General features: G+C 53.5%; 1 protein-coding gene (running past one end of the window). It reads right to left on the bottom strand.

Annotated features, from left to right (window positions below; all coding sequences use genetic code 11):
- Nucleotides 1-17510, bottom strand: the 5' portion of a protein-coding gene (locus NF212_RS14090; RefSeq protein WP_434356668.1) for an Ig-like domain-containing protein. The gene continues 9700 nt to the left of window position 1, outside the view; only the first 17510 of its 27210 coding nucleotides appear in the window; it begins with the start codon at nucleotides 17508-17510; the stop codon falls past the left edge of the window.

Here is a 17510-nt window from a genome sequence, read left to right as displayed (position 1 = left end):
GCCAAATCAGAGCCAGCAACATTCACACTCCAGTTGCCATCACTGCCAACCGTGGTGGTATAGCTCTTTCCGTTGATGGTCATCGAAACCGTGTCGCCGACAGAGATATCGCCGCCGGTAGCCTTACCGGAAACGGCAATGGTTTGCTGGCTTTCTGCCGCATTGATTACATCGTCTGAAGTGATCTTGTTGACGGATACTGTACCGGCCTGTGCAGACAGATCGACAGTGTGTGTCGAAGTCGTGGAGCTGGTCACTGGGTTACCGGCAGCATCGGTTGAGCTGACACTCGCGGTAAAGCTGTTGTCGGCGGCGAGGTCAGCGCCGTCGACATTGACACTCCAAGAGCCATTGGTACCCACTGTGGTGGTGTAGCTCTGGCCGTTGATGGTCATGGAGACCGTATCCCCGGCAGAAATATCCCCACCGGATGCAGTACCGGATACGGCAATGGTCTGCTGACTTTCCGCCGCGTTGATGACATCGTCAGAAGTGATCTTGTTGACGGACACCGTACCGGCTTGTGCAGACGTATCGACAGTGTGCGTTGAAGTTGCCGAGCTGGTGACCGGGTTGCCGGCTGCGTCGCTGGAGGCGACATTAACTGTAAAGCTGTTATCCGCCGCCAAATCAGAGCCAGCAACATTCACACTCCAGTTGCCATTGCTGTCAACCGTGGTGGTGTAGCTCTTACCGTTGATGGTCATCGAGACCGTATCGCCGACAGAAATATCCCCGCCGGTTGCCTTACCGGATACGGCAATGGTCTGCTGACTTTCCGCCGCGTTGATGACATCGTCAGAAGTGATCTTGTTGATGGACACCGTGCCGGCTTGTGCAGACGTATCGACAGTGTGCGTTGAAATTGCCGAGCTGGTGACCGGGTTGCCGGCTGCGTCGCTGGAGGCGACATTAACTGTAAAGCTGTTATCCGCCGCCAAATCAGAGCCAGCAACATTCACACTCCAGTTGCCATTGCTGTCAACGGTGGTGGTGTAAGACTTGCCATTGATGGTCATGGAGACGATATCCCCGGCAGAGATATCCCCGTCGGTTGCCTTACCGGATACGGCAATGGTCTGCTGACTTTCCGCCGCGTTGATGACATCGTCAGAAGTGATCTTGTTGACGGACACCGTGCCGGCTTGTGCAGACGTATCGACAGTGTGCGTTGAAGTTGCCGAGCTGGTGACCGGGTTGCCGGCTGCATCGCTGGAGGCAACATTAACTGTAAAGCTGTTATCCGCCGCTAAATCAGAGCCAGCAACATTCACACTCCAGTTGCCGTCACTGCCAACGGTGGTGGTGTAGCTCTTTCCGTTGATGGTCATCGAGACCGTGTCGCCGACAGAGATATCGCCGCCGGTAGCCTTACCGGAAACGGCAATGGTCTGCTGGCTTTCTGCAGCATTGATCACATCGTCAGCGGTTATGCTGTTTACAGAAACAGTACCAGCCTGCGCGGACAGGTCGACGGTGTGGGTCGAAGTCGTGGCGCTGGTGACCGGGTTGCCGGCTGCATCGCTTGAGGCGACATTAACTGTAAAGCTGTTATCCGCCGCCAGGTCAGTGCCGGCAACATTCACACTCCAAGAGCCATTGGTACCCACAGTGGTGGTGTAGCTCTGGCCGTTGATGGTCATGGAGACGGTATCCCCGGTAGAGATATCCCCGCCGGATGCAGTACCGGAGACGGCAATGGTCTGCTGGCTTTCCGCTGCATTGATCACATCGTCAGCAGTAATGTTGTTAACGGATACAGTGCCGGCCTGTGCAGACAGATCGACAGTGTGCGTCGAAGTAGCCGAACTGGTCACAGTGTTACCCACTGCATCGCTGGAGCTGACATTGACTGTAAAGCTGTTATCGGCCGCCAGGTCAGCGCCGTCGACATTGATACTCCAACTGCCGTTGGTACCCACAGTGGTGGAGTAGCTCTGGCCGTTGATGGTCATGGAGACCGTATCCCCGGCTGAGATATCCCCGCCGGATGCAGTACCGGAGACGGCAATGGTCTGCTGGCTTTCTGCAGCATTGATTACATCGTCAGCAGTAATGGTGTTTACAGAGACGGTACCAGCCTGTGCAGACAGATCTGCTGTGTGTTCGGATATAGCGGTACTGGTAACCGTATTGCCTGCTGAGTCAGTAGAAATAACGTTAACTGCAAAGCTGGTATCTGCAGCTAAATCGCTTCCAGAAACATTCAGCTCCCAACTGCCATCTGCACCAACCGTTGTTGAGTAATCGGTGCCATTGACCGTAGCAGTAACTGTGTCACCCGGAGAAATATCGCCACCAACTGCGGTTCCTGAAACTTTAATGTTTTGCAGGCTTTCAGCTGCACTAATGACGTCATCTGAGGTGATGGAGTCGACAGTGACAGTGCCTTGGCCGGCAGAGGTGTTTTTGTAGACTGAGTCAGTAACGGTACCCCTGTTACCGTTCGAGTCCTCTACGAGCATAGAGACCGTAAGTGAACCATCAGCGAGCTCTGATAAATCTTGTGGTGAAATCGTCACTGTGCCGTCGGCGGCGACAGTGATATCTGATGAACTTACATGATGGGTCTTGCCGTCAGAGTCGGTGACAGTAACAGAAAGTACTTTGGCATCAGCCTCAACTTTACCGCTGAGCGGCACACCTCGTTGCTCGGAAGCACTGATCACACCGTCATTATCATCAAGATACAGGTCGGTGTACTCGACGTTTCCGCCAGACTTGAACGTGCTGGTCAGTTCAATTTGGTCACCCGGATTAACTTTGAAACCATTGCTGAAGGCCCAATAAGTAGTGCCGACAGGCATGCCATCAGTTGTCGGATCGTAATCTGAGCTTTCGATTCGAACCTGATAGATGCGTCCGGTTTCCCCGGTAGTCAGGTTTTTAACTTCCTGGTAAGCACGGGCATGGACATATGAACCTTCATCATGATTGCCAAATGGGGTAGAAAGACTTTGTGAAGACAGATCTTTTGATTGGCTTCCTGCAACAGCATTTGTTCCATTGTTGTCTTCCAGCAGGCTGTCGTTGTCCTGTACCGTCATGGACATTGCGTTTTCTGTGACAGAGAAGGTAAACCCAACGGCCCCGCCATTCCCTCCAAGACCAGTCATTGCATGAGTGAATACCTGGTTCAGCGTGTATAGGTTCTCGCCTTCGGTCTCACTTGGTGCTCCTGTTACGCCTGAATCGACACTGATACTGTTCTGTCCATCCCCTGTTGTTGGGGCAGTGGTATCGAGTGTGAATGTGTCACTGGAGGTAGCCGTATTGCCAGCATGATCGGTCACAGTAACTGTCGCGGTGATAGTACCGTCATCGAGCTCACTGATATCTGTATTTGGTACGATCCAGTCACCAGCAGCGTTTTTAACCGCATCGACGGTGATTTCGTTTGTTCCATCGCTGTAAGTAACTGTTACTGTGGATGCATCTGAGTCCACGCCGGAAAGTGTTGTTCCGGTGACAGCAACATCATCACCAATGAGCATGTCGTTGCCCGCACCGCCAGACAGGTAATCATCACCAGCTCCGCCAGTAAGGATATCGTCACCACCCTGGCCGTGAATCTCATCATCACCTTCGTCGCCGAAGAGGATATCGTTGCCGTCCTCAGAAACCGAAAGAGGGATCGAAGAGCGGTTGCCGTCAGCATCAACAAGCCAGTAATTACCATCTTCTGTTTGGACGATAACCGGTGCTGTGGTGTCATTTTCAATACCGGTGACTGTCCCCTGGTGGATAAAGTCACCATTCGCGCCAATGGTGTAAAGGTCGACACCGGCTGTTTCATTTGCCGCGACATAAACAGGTTCGCCGTCAATATAACCTGCAGTTGAGAAATAAACGTAAGAGGCAGTGGCTCCGCCAGTTACAGAATCGGTATGTGTCAGTCCACCATTCTCGTTCACCTCATAGATATGAGATTCACCGGACTGAATAAAGATCGCATAGGTTTTACCGTTTGGCGTTGTATAAAACTCCACACCGCTTACTGCGAGATCATCTCCGACCGGAGAATCAATATGTTGAGAAAGCGTCATCTCCCCGGTGGATGAGTCAACAACATATAGGTCCAGACCTTCCCGAGAGCTTGATACCAAATAAGTTGTTCCGTTAACTTCAGAGATATCCAGTGCTGAGACATATCGGCCAGCAGCGATTGACTCGCCGGTTTCGGTCAGAGTGCCGGTGGCAGGATCATAAGTCAGCTTGTCAATGCGATCATTTTGAGGACGGGTTGCATAAACATAGATGTCGCCATCAGAGGATTCGAATGTAACATTTTCCCTGACAATTCCCCCTTTGATTCCTGGCTGGGAATGACCAAAGTTAAGCCCACCTTCAAGTGACAATTTGCCGTCTGAAGAAATATTCCAGGTAGTAATGGAACCGGTATTTTGCGAAGTCAGGAATAGGGTCTCTTCACCATCTATATTGCTGATATTTGAGTGTGAGAGTTTGGCTCCCATTGCGCCGATAGGGATATTTGCATCCGCGAGTGCCTGAGTCAGGTCACCGCCGGATGTGCTGATGACTGTACCTGCAGAGCTGTCATAAGTAATACGATCTGTTTCAGTGAGTGAGCCATCACTATTAACTTTCGAAATCGTTACTAAACCACTCCAACCACCAGATGTGGAGATAACATACGGGATACCGTCAATAGTGACAGTGGTATTGTAGTAACCTCCGGTTCCCGTGGATACAGCTGTGCCGCTTTCCACTTCAATGGATTCGCTGGCGTCACCCAATATCAGGTCATCTCCCTGACCGCCATGGACCGTATCGTTCCCGCTTCCTGCAAGGACCGAATCATTACCTTCTCCGGAATCAATGGTGTCATTTCCGCCTTGGGCGACAACAAAGTCATTATTGGATCCATCCGGGGCATCATTGTGGTCTATTTGGTCAGATTCTGAATCGCCGGTGTAAGATGCATTGATAGTGTCAGCATCCTGTGTCCCTTCTATAGCGTGATCATAGATATTCAGGGCTACCGACGCGTTGTTGCCATCTGCGTCAACCAGCCAGTGTTTGCCGTCTTCTGTTTGTACAACGACCGGAGGTGTACGGTCATTGTCAAAGCCCGTTGCTGTTGTCTGGAACTGGAAATCACCATTTTCATCGATGGTATAAACGTCGAAACCATCTTCCGCATTGCGGGTAACAAAAATCGGTTCACCGTCAATGTAACCAGCAGAAGTGAAGTAGTTTCCGTCACCACCGGTAACCGTATCGGTCAGTGTCAGCCCACTGGCTTCCACTTTGTAGAGGTAAGACGTTTCGGTTGCGGTGTTGGTGTAAACGACATAAGTAGCGCCATCGTTGTTGGTATAAAAGGTCACACTTACCCCTGTACCCAAACCAGTCTCAGGTGTAATGCTTTCAATATGAGTAAGGCTGCCGTCCGCGGTGTCAATCTCATAAAGACCAATACCGTCCTTAGCTCCAGATGCGAGGTAAGCTTTGTCACCAATGCGGATGACATCGACACTGGAAACGGCGTCACCAGAAGACGTTGTGGTACCGGTCTCGGTGATGTCACCGGTAGAAGGGTTGTATGTCAGGGTGTCAATTCGGTCTGAACCTGTGCGAGCAGCATAGATGTACTCGGTGCCATCATCGCCCTCAAACGTGACGTTTTCGCGGATGATAGACCCGCCCATGTAGTCTAAGCCACCGTTGAGCGATAACTTGCCGTCATCTGAGATACTCCAAGCAGTCAAAGAGCGGGAGTTCTGAGAGGTGACAAACAGCGTTTCTTGTCCGTCTATATTAGAAATATTGGACTGAGTAAGTCCGTTCCCCAACGCGCCAACGCTAATTCCTGCGTCGGTAAGCGTTTGAGTGATGTCACCGCCTGAAGTACTGACAACGGTTCCAGTGTTGCAGTCGTAGGTGATACGGTCAGTTTCTGTCAGGCTGCCATCATTGTTAACCTTTGAGATCACGACGGTACCGCTGTAACCCCAACTTGTAGATACTACGTACGGTGTACCATTGATATTGACCGTGGTTGTAGTCCAACTACTGTTTGTATCACCGCTGACGGTTTCCCCACTTTCAATGCTGATGCCTTCGGGGCGATTAACATCAGGAACTTCTTTCACCGGGGTGACATTGGATGTTGGGCCAGTCAGGATATTTTCTATTTCAGAGAAATTAATGGTAACGGTTTCACCGTTATCGTTGGTGTAAGTAACTGTGCCACTTTCTGATTTTGTGCCATCCCAAGTTGCCTCTGTTTCATCGTAGGTAATAACAACATTCTGCAGGCCGCTGAGATCAAGCGTGTCACCTATGCGTCCACCAGGATTGTTAACAGGATCGATGGTTGCTTCTTCGTCGGTTTCCCCTCCAGTGATAGAAATATCAGAGTTTCCACTCAGGCTTGCATCAACGAAGAATTCATCATCTCCGGCACCGCCAAAGGCAATGTCTCCTGCTCCAACTGTAATGTCATCATCGCCCGCACCACCGTAAGCTGTGTCACTGCCTTCTCCACCATAAATGATGTCATTGCCGGCTTCGCCATTTCCTAAAGATGCATTGAATACAGGTGTGACATTGATGGACAGATTATTATCTTCATCTGCAGAAATATCGGCACTGTAATCCTTGGTTGTGGTGATGGTGCCGTTATTACCGGCTGCATCGGTGGCGACAATCTTGGCGTCAATCTTGGTATCAGCGTCGGCGACCAGGTCAGCGCCAGAGACATTGATCGAGTAATTGCCCGCCGCATCGACGGTACCGGTGAAGTCCTTGCTGTTAACGGTCAGGGTCACGGTGTCGCCAGACTTAAATTCGCCGGTCACCTTACCGGTCACCGCGACATTGCCGCCGGACTCGGAAGCGTTGACTACGTTATCGGCGGTGACATCATCCACTGTCAGGGTGGTGCTGGAGGCATTCGGGCCAGTGGTGTCGACGTTATAGTCTTTGGTTGTGGAGATATCTGCCTGGTTGCCAGCCGGATCTGTGGCTTTGATAGAGGCATCAATCTTGGTGTCGGCATCGTTCTTAAGATCGCTGCCGGGCACGGAAATCGCAAAGTTACCGCTGGAATCGACGTTGCCTTGGTAGTCGTTTCCGTTAACGGTGAGCGTCACGGTATCACCGGCTTTGAATTCACCGGTCACTTTACCGGTAACCGTGACAACGCTGCCCGCTTCAGTTGCATTAACGATATTGTCAGCGGTGACGTCATTGACGGTAAGCGTGGTTGTAGAGCTATCCGGGCCAGTGGTATCGGTGTCGTAGTCCTTGGAGGCGGTAATGGTGCCGGTGTTGCCGGCCGCATCGGTGGCCACAACCGAGGCGTCAATCTTGGTATCAGCGTCAGCGACCAGATCTGCACCTGGGATATCAATGCTGAAATCGCCGCTGGCATCGACGGTGCCGGTAAAGTCCTTGCCGTTGACGGTGAGGGTCACTTCATCGCCGGTCTTGAACTCGCCGGAGACAGTACCGGTGACAGTAACGTCGTTGCCGGACTCAGAGGCATTCACCACGTTATCGGCGGTGACATCATCCACGATCAGGGTGGTGCCGGATGCATCCGGGCCAGTAGTATCGGTATCGTAATCCTTGGTCGCGGTAATGGTGCCGGTGTTGCCGGCTGCATCGGTGGCGACAACCTTGGCATCAATCTTGGTATCAGCGTCAGCAACCAGGTCAGCGCCGGGGACATTGATCGAGTAGTTACCCGCCGCATCGACGGTACCAGTGAAATCCTTGCCGTTGACGGTGAGGGTCACGGTGTCGCCAGATTTAAACTCGCCGGTGACCTTACCGGTCACCGCGACATTGCCGCCGGACTCGGAGGCATTCACCACGTTATCGGCGGTGACATCATCCACGGTCAGGGTGGTGCCTGAGGAGTCCGGGCCAGTGGTATCGGTATCGTAATCCTTGGTTGCGGTAATGGTGCCGGTATTGCCGGCCGCATCGGTGGCGACAACCTTGGCATCAATCTTGGTATCAGCGTCAGCAACCAGATCTGCACCTGGGACATCAATACTGAAGTCGCCGTTGGCATCGACGGTGCCGGTAAAGTCCTTACCGTTAACGGTAAGGGTGACTTCATCGCCGGTCTTGAACTCGCCAGAGACGGTACCGGTGACCGTAACGTCGTTGCCGGACTCAGAGGCGTTAATAACGTTGTCGGCAGTGAGGTCGTCCACGGTCAGGATGGTGCCTGAGGAATCCGGGCCGGTAGTATCGGTATCGTAATCCTTGGTCGCGGTAATGGTGCCGGTATTGCCGGCCGCATCGGTCGCCACAACCTTGGCGTCAATCTTGGTATCAGCGTCAGCAACCAGATCAGCGCCTGGGACATCGATGCTGAAGTCACCGTTGGCATCCACGGTGCCGCTAAAGTCCTTGCCGTTGACGGTCAGGGTGACTTCATCGCCGGTCTTGAACTCGCCGGAGACGGTACCGGTGACCGTAACATCGTTGCCGGACTCGGAGGCGTTAATAACGTTGTCGCCTGCCAAGTCATCAATAGACAGGGTGGTGCCGGAGCTATCAGGGCCAGTGGTATCGGTGTCGTAATCCTTGGTGGCGGTGATGGTACCGGTGTTGCCGGCTGCATCGGTGGCGACAACCTTGGCGTCAATCTTGGTATCAGCGTCAGCAACCAGATCTGCACCCGGGACATCAATGCTGAAATCGCCGTTGGCATCCACGGTGCCAGTGAAATCCTTGCCGTTAACGGTCAGGGTCACTTCATCGCCGGTCTTGAATTCGCCGGAGACCGTACCGGTGACGGTAACGTCGTTGCCGGACTCGGAGGCATTCACCACGTTATCGGCGGTGACATCATCCACAGTCAGGGTGGTACCTGAGGAATCCGGGCCAGTAGTATCGGTATCGTAATCCTTGGTCGCGGTAATGGTGCCAGTGTTGCCGGCCGCATCGGTCGCGACAACCTTGGCGTCAATCTTGGTGTCAGTATCTGCCACCAGATCTGCACCCGGGACATCGATGCTGAAATCGCCGTTGGCATCGACGGTGCCGGTAAAGTCCTTGCCGTTGACGGTGAGGGTCACTTCATCGCCGGTCTTGAACTCGCCGGAGACGGTACCGGTGACCGTAACATCGTTGCCGGACTCCGAGGCGTTGATAACATTGTCGCCAGCCAGATCATCAATCGACAGGGTCGTGCCGGAGCTATCCGGGCCAGTGGTATCGGTGTCGTAATCCTTGGTGGCAGTGATGGTGCCGGTATTGCCGGCCGCATCGGTAGCGACTACCTTGGCGTCAATCTTGGTATCAGCGTCAGCGACCAGGTCAGCGCCTGGGACATCAATGCTGAAGTCGCCGTTGGCATCGACGGTACCAGTGAAGTCCTTACCGTTAACGGTGAGGGTCACTTCATCGCCGGTCTTGAACTCGCCGGAGACGGTACCGGTGACCGTAACATCATTGCCGGACTCGGAGGCGTTAATAACGTTGTCGCCAGCCAGATCATCAATCGACAGGGCGGTACCAGAGGAATCTGGGCCAGTGGTATCGGTATCGTAATCCTTGGTGGCGGTGATGGTGCCGGTGTTACCGGCCGCATCGGTGGCGACAACCTTGGCGTCAATCTTAGTATCAGCGTCAGCAACCAGGTCAGCGCCCGGGACATCAATACTGAAGTCGCCGTTGGCATCGACAGTGCCGGTAAAGTCCTTGCCGTTGACGGTCAGGGTCACTTCATCGCCGGTCTTGAATTCACCGGAGACCGTACCGGTGACCGTAACGTCGTTGCCGGACTCGGAGGCGTTAATAACGTTGTCGCCAGCCAGATCATCAATCGACAGGGTCGTGCCGGAGCTATCCGGGCCAGTGGTATCGACGTTGTAGTCTTTGGTTGTGGTGATATCTGCCTGGTTGCCAGCCGGATCTGTGGCTTTGATAGAGGCATCAATCTTGGTATCGGCATCGTTCATAAGATCGCTGCCGGGTACGGAAATCGCAAAGTTACCGCTGGAATCGACGTTGCCTTGGTAGTCGTTTCCGTTAACGGTGAGCGTCACGGTATCACCGGCTTTGAATTCACCGGTCACTTTACCGGTAACCGTGACAACGCTGCCCGCTTCAGTTGCATTAACGATATTGTCAGCGGTGACGTCATTGACGGTAAGCGTGGTTGTAGAGCTATCCGGGCCAGTGGTATCGGTATCGTAATCCTTGGTGGCGGTGATAGTGCCAGTGTTGCCGGCCGCATCGGTGGCGACAATCTTGGCGTCAATCTTGGTATCAGCGTCAGCGACCAGATCTGCTCCTGGGATATCAATACTGAAATCGCCGTTGGCATCGACGGTGCCGGTAAAGTCCTTGCCGTTGACGGTGAGGGTCACTTCATCGCCGGTCTTGAATTCACCGGAGACGGTACCGGTAACGGTGACATCATTACCGGACTCAGAGGCATTAATAACGTTGTCGCCAGCCAAGTCATCAATCGACAGAGTGGTACCTGAGGAATCCGGGCCAGTGGTATCGGTATCGTAATCCTTGGTACCGGTGATGGTGCCGGTGTTACCCGCCGCATCAGTGGCGACAACCGTGGCGTCAATCTTGGTATCAGCGTCAGCAACCAGGTCAGCGCCCGGGACATCAATGCTGAAATCGCCGTTGGCCTCGACGGTGCCGGTAAAGTCCTTGCCGTTGACGGTGAGGGTGACTTCATCGCCGGTCTTGAATTCACCGGAGACAGTACCAGTGACCGTAACGTCGTTGCCGGACTCGGAGGCGTTAATAACGTTGTCGCCAGCCAGATCATCAATCGACAGGGTGGTACCAGAGGAATCGGGGCCAGTGGTATCGGTGTCGTAATCCTTGGTGGCAGTAATGGTGCCGGTGTTGCCGGCCGCATCGGTGGCGACAACCTTGCCGTCAATCTTGGTATCAGCGTCAGCAACCAGATCTGCGCCCGGGATATCAATGCTGAAATCGCCGCTGGCATCGACGGTGCCGGTAAAGTCCTTGCCGTTAACGGTGAGGGTGACTTCATCGCCGGTCTTGAATTCACCGGAGACAGTACCAGTGACGGAGACGTCGTTACCGGACTCCGAGGCGTTAATAACGTTGTCGCCAGCCAGATCATCAATCGACAGGGTGGTGCCTGAGGAGTCAGGGCCAGTGGTGTCGACGTTGTAGTCTTTAGTTGTGGTGATATCTGCCTGGTTGCCAGCCGGATCTGTAGCCTTGATAGAGGCATCAATCTTGGTATCGGCATCGTTCTTAAGATCGCTGCCGGGTACGGAAATCGCAAAGTTACCGCTGGAATCGACGTTGCCTTGGTAGTCGTTTCCGTTAACGGTGAGCGTCACGGTATCACCGGCTTTGAATTCACCGGTCACTTTACCGGTAACCGTGACAACGCTGCCCGCTTCAGTTGCATTAACGATATTGTCAGCGGTGACGTCATTGACGGTAAGCGTGGTTGTAGAGCTATCCGGGCCAGTGGTATCGGTGTCGTAGTCCTTGGAGGCGGTAATGGTGCCGGTGTTGCCGGCCGCATCGGTGGCCACAACCGAGGCGTCAATCTTGGTATCAGCGTCAGCGACCAGATCTGCACCTGGGATATCAATGCTGAAATCGCCGTTGGCATCGACGGTGCCGGTAAAGTCCTTGCCGTTGACGGTGAGGGTCACTTCATCGCCGGTCTTGAATTCACCGGAGACGGTACCGGTGACGGTAACATCGTTGCCGGACTCCGAGGCATTCACCACGTTATCGGCGGTGAGGTCGTCCACGGTCAGGGTGGTGCCTGAGGAATCCGGGCCAGTGGTATCGGTATCGTAATCCTTGGTGGCAGTAATGGTGCCGGTGTTGCCGGCCGCATCGGTGGCGACAACCTTGGCGTCAATCTTGGTATCAGCGTCAGCAACCAGGTCTGCGCCTGGGACGTCAATGCTGAAGTCGCCGCTGGCATCGACGGTGCCGGTAAAGTCCTTGCCGTTAACAGTCAGGGTGACTTCATCGCCAGTCTTGAACTCGCCGGAGACAGTACCGGTGACCGTAACGTCGTTGCCGGACTCGGAGGCATTCACCACGTTATCGGCGGTGACATCATCCACGATCAGGGTGGTGCGGGATGCATCCGGGCCAGTAGTATCGGTATCGTAATCCTTGGTGGCGGTAATGGTGCCGGTGTTGCCGGCCGCATCGGTGGCGACAACCTTGCCGTCAATCTTGGTATCAGCGTCAGCAACCAGATCTGCGCCCGGGATATCAATGCTGAAATCGCCGCTGGCATCGACGGTGCCGGTAAAGTCCTTGCCGTTAACGGTGAGGGTGACTTCATCGCCGGTCTTGAATTCACCGGAGACAGTACCAGTGACGGAGACGTCGTTACCGGACTCCGAGGCGTTAATAACGTTGTCGCCAGCCAGATCATCAATCGACAGGGTGGTGCCTGAGGAGTCAGGGCCAGTGGTGTCGACGTTGTAGTCTTTAGTTGTGGTGATATCTGCCTGGTTGCCAGCCGGATCTGTAGCCTTGATAGAGGCATCAATCTTGGTATCGGCATCGTTCTTAAGATCGCTGCCGGGTACGGAAATCGCAAAGTTACCGCTGGAATCGACGTTGCCTTGGTAGTCGTTTCCGTTAACGGTGAGCGTCACGGTATCACCGGCTTTGAATTCACCGGTCACTTTACCGGTAACCGTGACAACGCTGCCCGCTTCAGTTGCATTAACGATATTGTCAGCGGTGACGTCATTGACGGTAAGCGTGGTTGTAGAGCTATCCGGGCCAGTGGTATCGGTGTCGTAGTCCTTGGAGGCGGTAATGGTGCCGGTGTTGCCGGCCGCATCGGTGGCCACAACCGAGGCGTCAATCTTGGTATCAGCGTCAGCGACCAGATCTGCACCTGGGATATCAATGCTGAAATCGCCGTTGGCATCGACGGTGCCGGTAAAGTCCTTGCCGTTGACGGTGAGGGTCACTTCATCGCCGGTCTTGAATTCACCGGAGACGGTACCGGTGACGGTAACATCGTTGCCGGACTCCGAGGCATTCACCACGTTATCGGCGGTGAGGTCGTCCACGGTCAGGGTGGTGCCTGAGGAATCCGGGCCAGTGGTATCGGTATCGTAATCCTTGGTGGCAGTAATGGTGCCGGTGTTGCCGGCCGCATCGGTGGCGACAACCTTGGCGTCAATCTTGGTATCAGCGTCAGCAACCAGGTCTGCGCCTGGGACGTCAATGCTGAAGTCGCCGCTGGCATCGACGGTGCCGGTAAAGTCCTTGCCGTTAACAGTCAGGGTGACTTCATCGCCAGTCTTGAACTCGCCGGAGACAGTACCGGTGACCGTAACGTCGTTGCCGGACTCGGAGGCATTCACCACGTTATCGGCGGTGACATCATCCACGATCAGGGTGGTGCGGGATGCATCCGGGCCAGTAGTATCGGTATCGTAATCCTTGGTGGCGGTAATGGTGCCGGTGTTGCCGGCCGCATCGGTGGCGACAACCTTGCCGTCAATCTTGGTATCAGCGTCAGCAACCAGATCTGCGCCCGGGATATCAATGCTGAAATCGCCGCTGGCATCGACGGTGCCGGTAAAGTCCTTGCCGTTGACGGTCAGCGTCACGGTATCGCCGGACATAAACTCGCCAGTGACCTTACCGGTCACCGCGACATTGCCGTCGGACTCGGAAGCGTTCACCACGTTATCGGCGGTGACATCATCGACGGTCAGGGTGGTGCCGGAGCTATCTGGGCCGGTGGTATCGGTGTCGTAATCCTTGGTGGCGGTGATGGTACCGGTGTTGCCGGCTGCATCGGTGGCGACAACCTTGGCGTCAATCTTGGTATCAGAGTCAGCAACCAGGTCTGCGCCTGGGACATCAATACTGAAGTCGCCGTTGGCATCGACGGTGCCGGTAAAGTCCTTGCCGTTGACGGTGAGGGTGACTTCATCGCCGGTCTTGAACTCGCCGGAGACGGTACCGGTAACGGTGACGTCATTACCGGACTCAGAGGCGTTAATAACGTTGTCGCCTGCCAAGTCATCAATCGACAGGGTGGTGCCAGAGGAATCCGGGCCAGTGGTATCGGTATCGTAATCCTTGGTGGCGGTGATGGTACCGGTGTTGCCGGCTGCATCGGTGGCGACAACCTTGGCATCAATCTGGGTATCAGCGTCAGCAACCAGGTCAGCGCCCGGGACATCAATACTGAAGTCGCCGTTGGCATCCACGGTGCCGGTAAAGTCCTTACCGTTGACGGTCAGGGTGACTTCATCGCCGTTCTTGAACTCGCCGGAGACGGTACCGGTGACGGTAACATCGTTGCCGGACTCCGAGGCATTCACCACGTTATCGGCGGTGAGGTCGTCCACGGTCAGGGTGGTGCCTGAGGAATCCGGGCCAGTGGTATCGGTGTCGTAATCCTTGGTCGCAGTGATGGTGCCGGTGTTGCCGGCCGCATCGGTGGCGACAACCTTGGCGTCAATCTTGGTATCAGCGTCAGCAACCAGGTCAGCGCCTGGGACATCGATGCTGAAGTCGCCGTTGGCATCGACGGTACCGGTAAAGTCCTTGCCGTTAACGGTGAGGGTGACTTCATCGCCGGTCTTGAATTCACCGGAGACCGTACCGGTGACGGTAACATCGTTGCCGGACTCCGAGGCGTTAATAACGTTGTCGCCTGCCAAGTCATCAATCGACAGGGTCGTGCCGGAGCTATCCGGGCCAGTGGTATCGGTATCGTAATCCTTGGTGGCGGTAATGGTGCCGGTGTTGCCGGCCGCATCGGTGGCGACAACCTTGGCGTCAATCTTGGTATCAGCGTCAGCAACCAGGTCAGCGCCCGGGACATCAATACTGAAATCGCCGTTGGCATCGACGGTGCCGGTAAAGTCCTTGCCGTTGACGGTGAGGGTGACTTCATCGCCGGTCTTGAACTCGCCAGAGACGGTACCGGTGACCGTAACGTCGTTGCCGGACTCAGAGGCGTTAATAACGTTGTCGCCAGCCAGATCATCAATCGACAGGGTCGTGCCGGAGCTATCCGGACCGGTGGTATCCAACGTAAAGTCAGTTGACGGACTGGATTCACTTGTATTGCCAGCACTGTCTGTAACTGTGGCACTTACGTTGTAGGTGCCGTCTTCGAAGCTTCCGGCATCTTGAAGTTCGGTGACGGGAATCGTCACTGGTACATTGCTGCCTGTCCAGCCTGATGGAACTGATGCAGTTATTGTTGAAACATTACCAGAAGGGTCTGTGACAGTAAGCGTAATGGTATCACCCGGCTCAGTACCGGTTGGAGGAGTGACTGATACCTGTATACCGTCAGCGGCTTCAGTTTTATTTACACCGTTAGACGCTTCATCAATGGTGACGGATGGGGCTTCATTTCCCCCTCCTGTTCCAGTCCCTTCTCCTGGGGCCGTGGTATCAACGGTAATGACTAAAGGTTCTGACGTACTGGTGTTACCATTATTATCAGTAGCTTTAACAGTCAGGCTGTTCGCACCGTCTGGGAGTTCACTAGTAAATGTATAACTCCAGTTTCCAAGAGCATCTTTTGTTGCTTCGCCAACAGCTGAAGAGCTGCCTGAAACAAAGACTTCAACCTTGGTAACGTCCTGATCAATATTCCCTATGTTCAATGTAGGTGTATTGTCAGAGGTAAGTTCATCCGTTTGGGATACGCCCGTATCACTGGCGGCGTCAAGATCTAACGTTGGTTTACTTATTTGCGTATCCAGCTCAAAAGTAACACCTGAACTTGTTGCACTCTCATTACCTGCTGCATCCGTAACTGTTGCAGTGACCGTGTAATTGCCATCATCACCCAGTTTGCTTTTGTCGATGTCTACAGGAACACCATCACCTTCTGCCCAACCGGAAGGTACGGTTGCTGTTACCGATTGTTGGCCGTTCGGGCCTGATATAGTGACGGTAATTGTATCGCCCGGTTCAGTGCCGGTTGGTGGAGTGATAACGGTTTGAATGCCATTACCGGCTTCAGATGCATTTACACCATTGTCAGCTTCATCAATGGTAACGGTAGGCGCCAAATCATTCCCATTTGGACCAAGTCCTTCACCTGGGGCAATGGTATCCACTGTGATAGGGAACGCGCTGCTGCTTTCACTCCTGTTGCCTGAAGCGTCAACTGAAACAACAGTGAAATTATGTGTGCCATCAGGAAGCGCCGGAGTTTGAAATCCCCACTGACCGTTAATGACAGTAGCAGTACCTATCAGGGATGTACCGTCGTAGATTTCCACCTGAACTGCGTCAGAAGGAGCGGAACCAACAATAGTTGGCGTGGTGTCGTCAGTTGATGCACCGGCGCTAATGTTGCCCTGAATATCACCGACATTGTCACTGACTGAAGTAATAGAAGGTACATCTGGAGACGTTGTATCTAAATTGAATGATTCTGGTGAACTGGATGCACTTTCATTTCCAGCAGTGTCGGTTACAGTCGCCGAGACTGAGTAACTGCCATCAACGAAATTTCCGTTTCCATCCTGAATGTCAGTTGCTGGAATCGTGACAGTAACTGTGTCTCCTTCCGACCAGTCATCTGGAACTTTTTGAGTAATTTCAGACGAACCACCAGGGCCGGACACTGTCAGTGTAATCGTATCACCCGGTTGGGAGCCTGTTGGTGGAACTACTGCCACCTGGACACCGTCACTGGCTTCCTCTTTATTCACACCCTCAGAGGCTTCATTGATTGTTACAGACGGTGCAATGTCAGAACCACCAGCTCCTTCCCCTTCCCCTGGGGCTGTTGTATCAATGCTACCCGTCGCTTCAGCAGTGCTTGTTATGCCTTCTGGGGTTGTAACAGTGGCTGTAACTGAGTAGTCACCGTCAGGTAATGCTGTTGGAACGGTAACAGAGAACGTACCGTCTGACTCAACTGTGCCAGTAATAGTCTGGGTGTTACCTGCACTGTCTGTTACGGACACGACAACATTTGACCCAGCAGGAAGGTTTGATGTGCCTGTGATAGTTGGAGTGTTGTCGTTGCTGTTTACCGGAGCGTTGACAGTAACAGTAGGGGACAGAATAAATGGTGAGTCCGCATCTTCTTCAAGGCGGGAAGGGGAATCGCCCTCGTTAAAAGTAGATGTGGTAAATACCGAGCCGGCAATTGTTTCTGAACCGATTCGATCGACAGTAGTATAACCTGAATGACCACCTTGCCCTTGCGCACTACCTGCAGCAGGGGCTGGTAACTCTGCGGTTGGATCTTCACCTGTTGCAATTAAATCCTGGATTGCAGCTATCTCAGAGTTGAGATCTGATTCTTCTTCGGAGACAGGTGGTATGACGGAATTCTGGCTATATTCAAACGTGTGGATGCTGCCATCATTGAAAATAAGGTCTACGCTTGAATCATTATCAATAAGAAGTAATGTACCAGAGTCTAATTTAGCATCGATGCTAACCTCTTCTCTTGAAACATTATTTTCAATGTATACATGACCACGAACAGCGATTACTTTGCCTTCCTGAGACAATTTAACTGCATCCAT

The organism is Parasalinivibrio latis (assembly GCF_036825535.1).
Taxonomy (GTDB): Bacteria; Pseudomonadota; Gammaproteobacteria; order Enterobacterales; family Vibrionaceae; genus Parasalinivibrio; species Parasalinivibrio latis.
The sequence above is the reverse complement of the archived record's forward strand: the minus strand, read 5'-3'. Positions and strand labels throughout refer to the sequence as shown.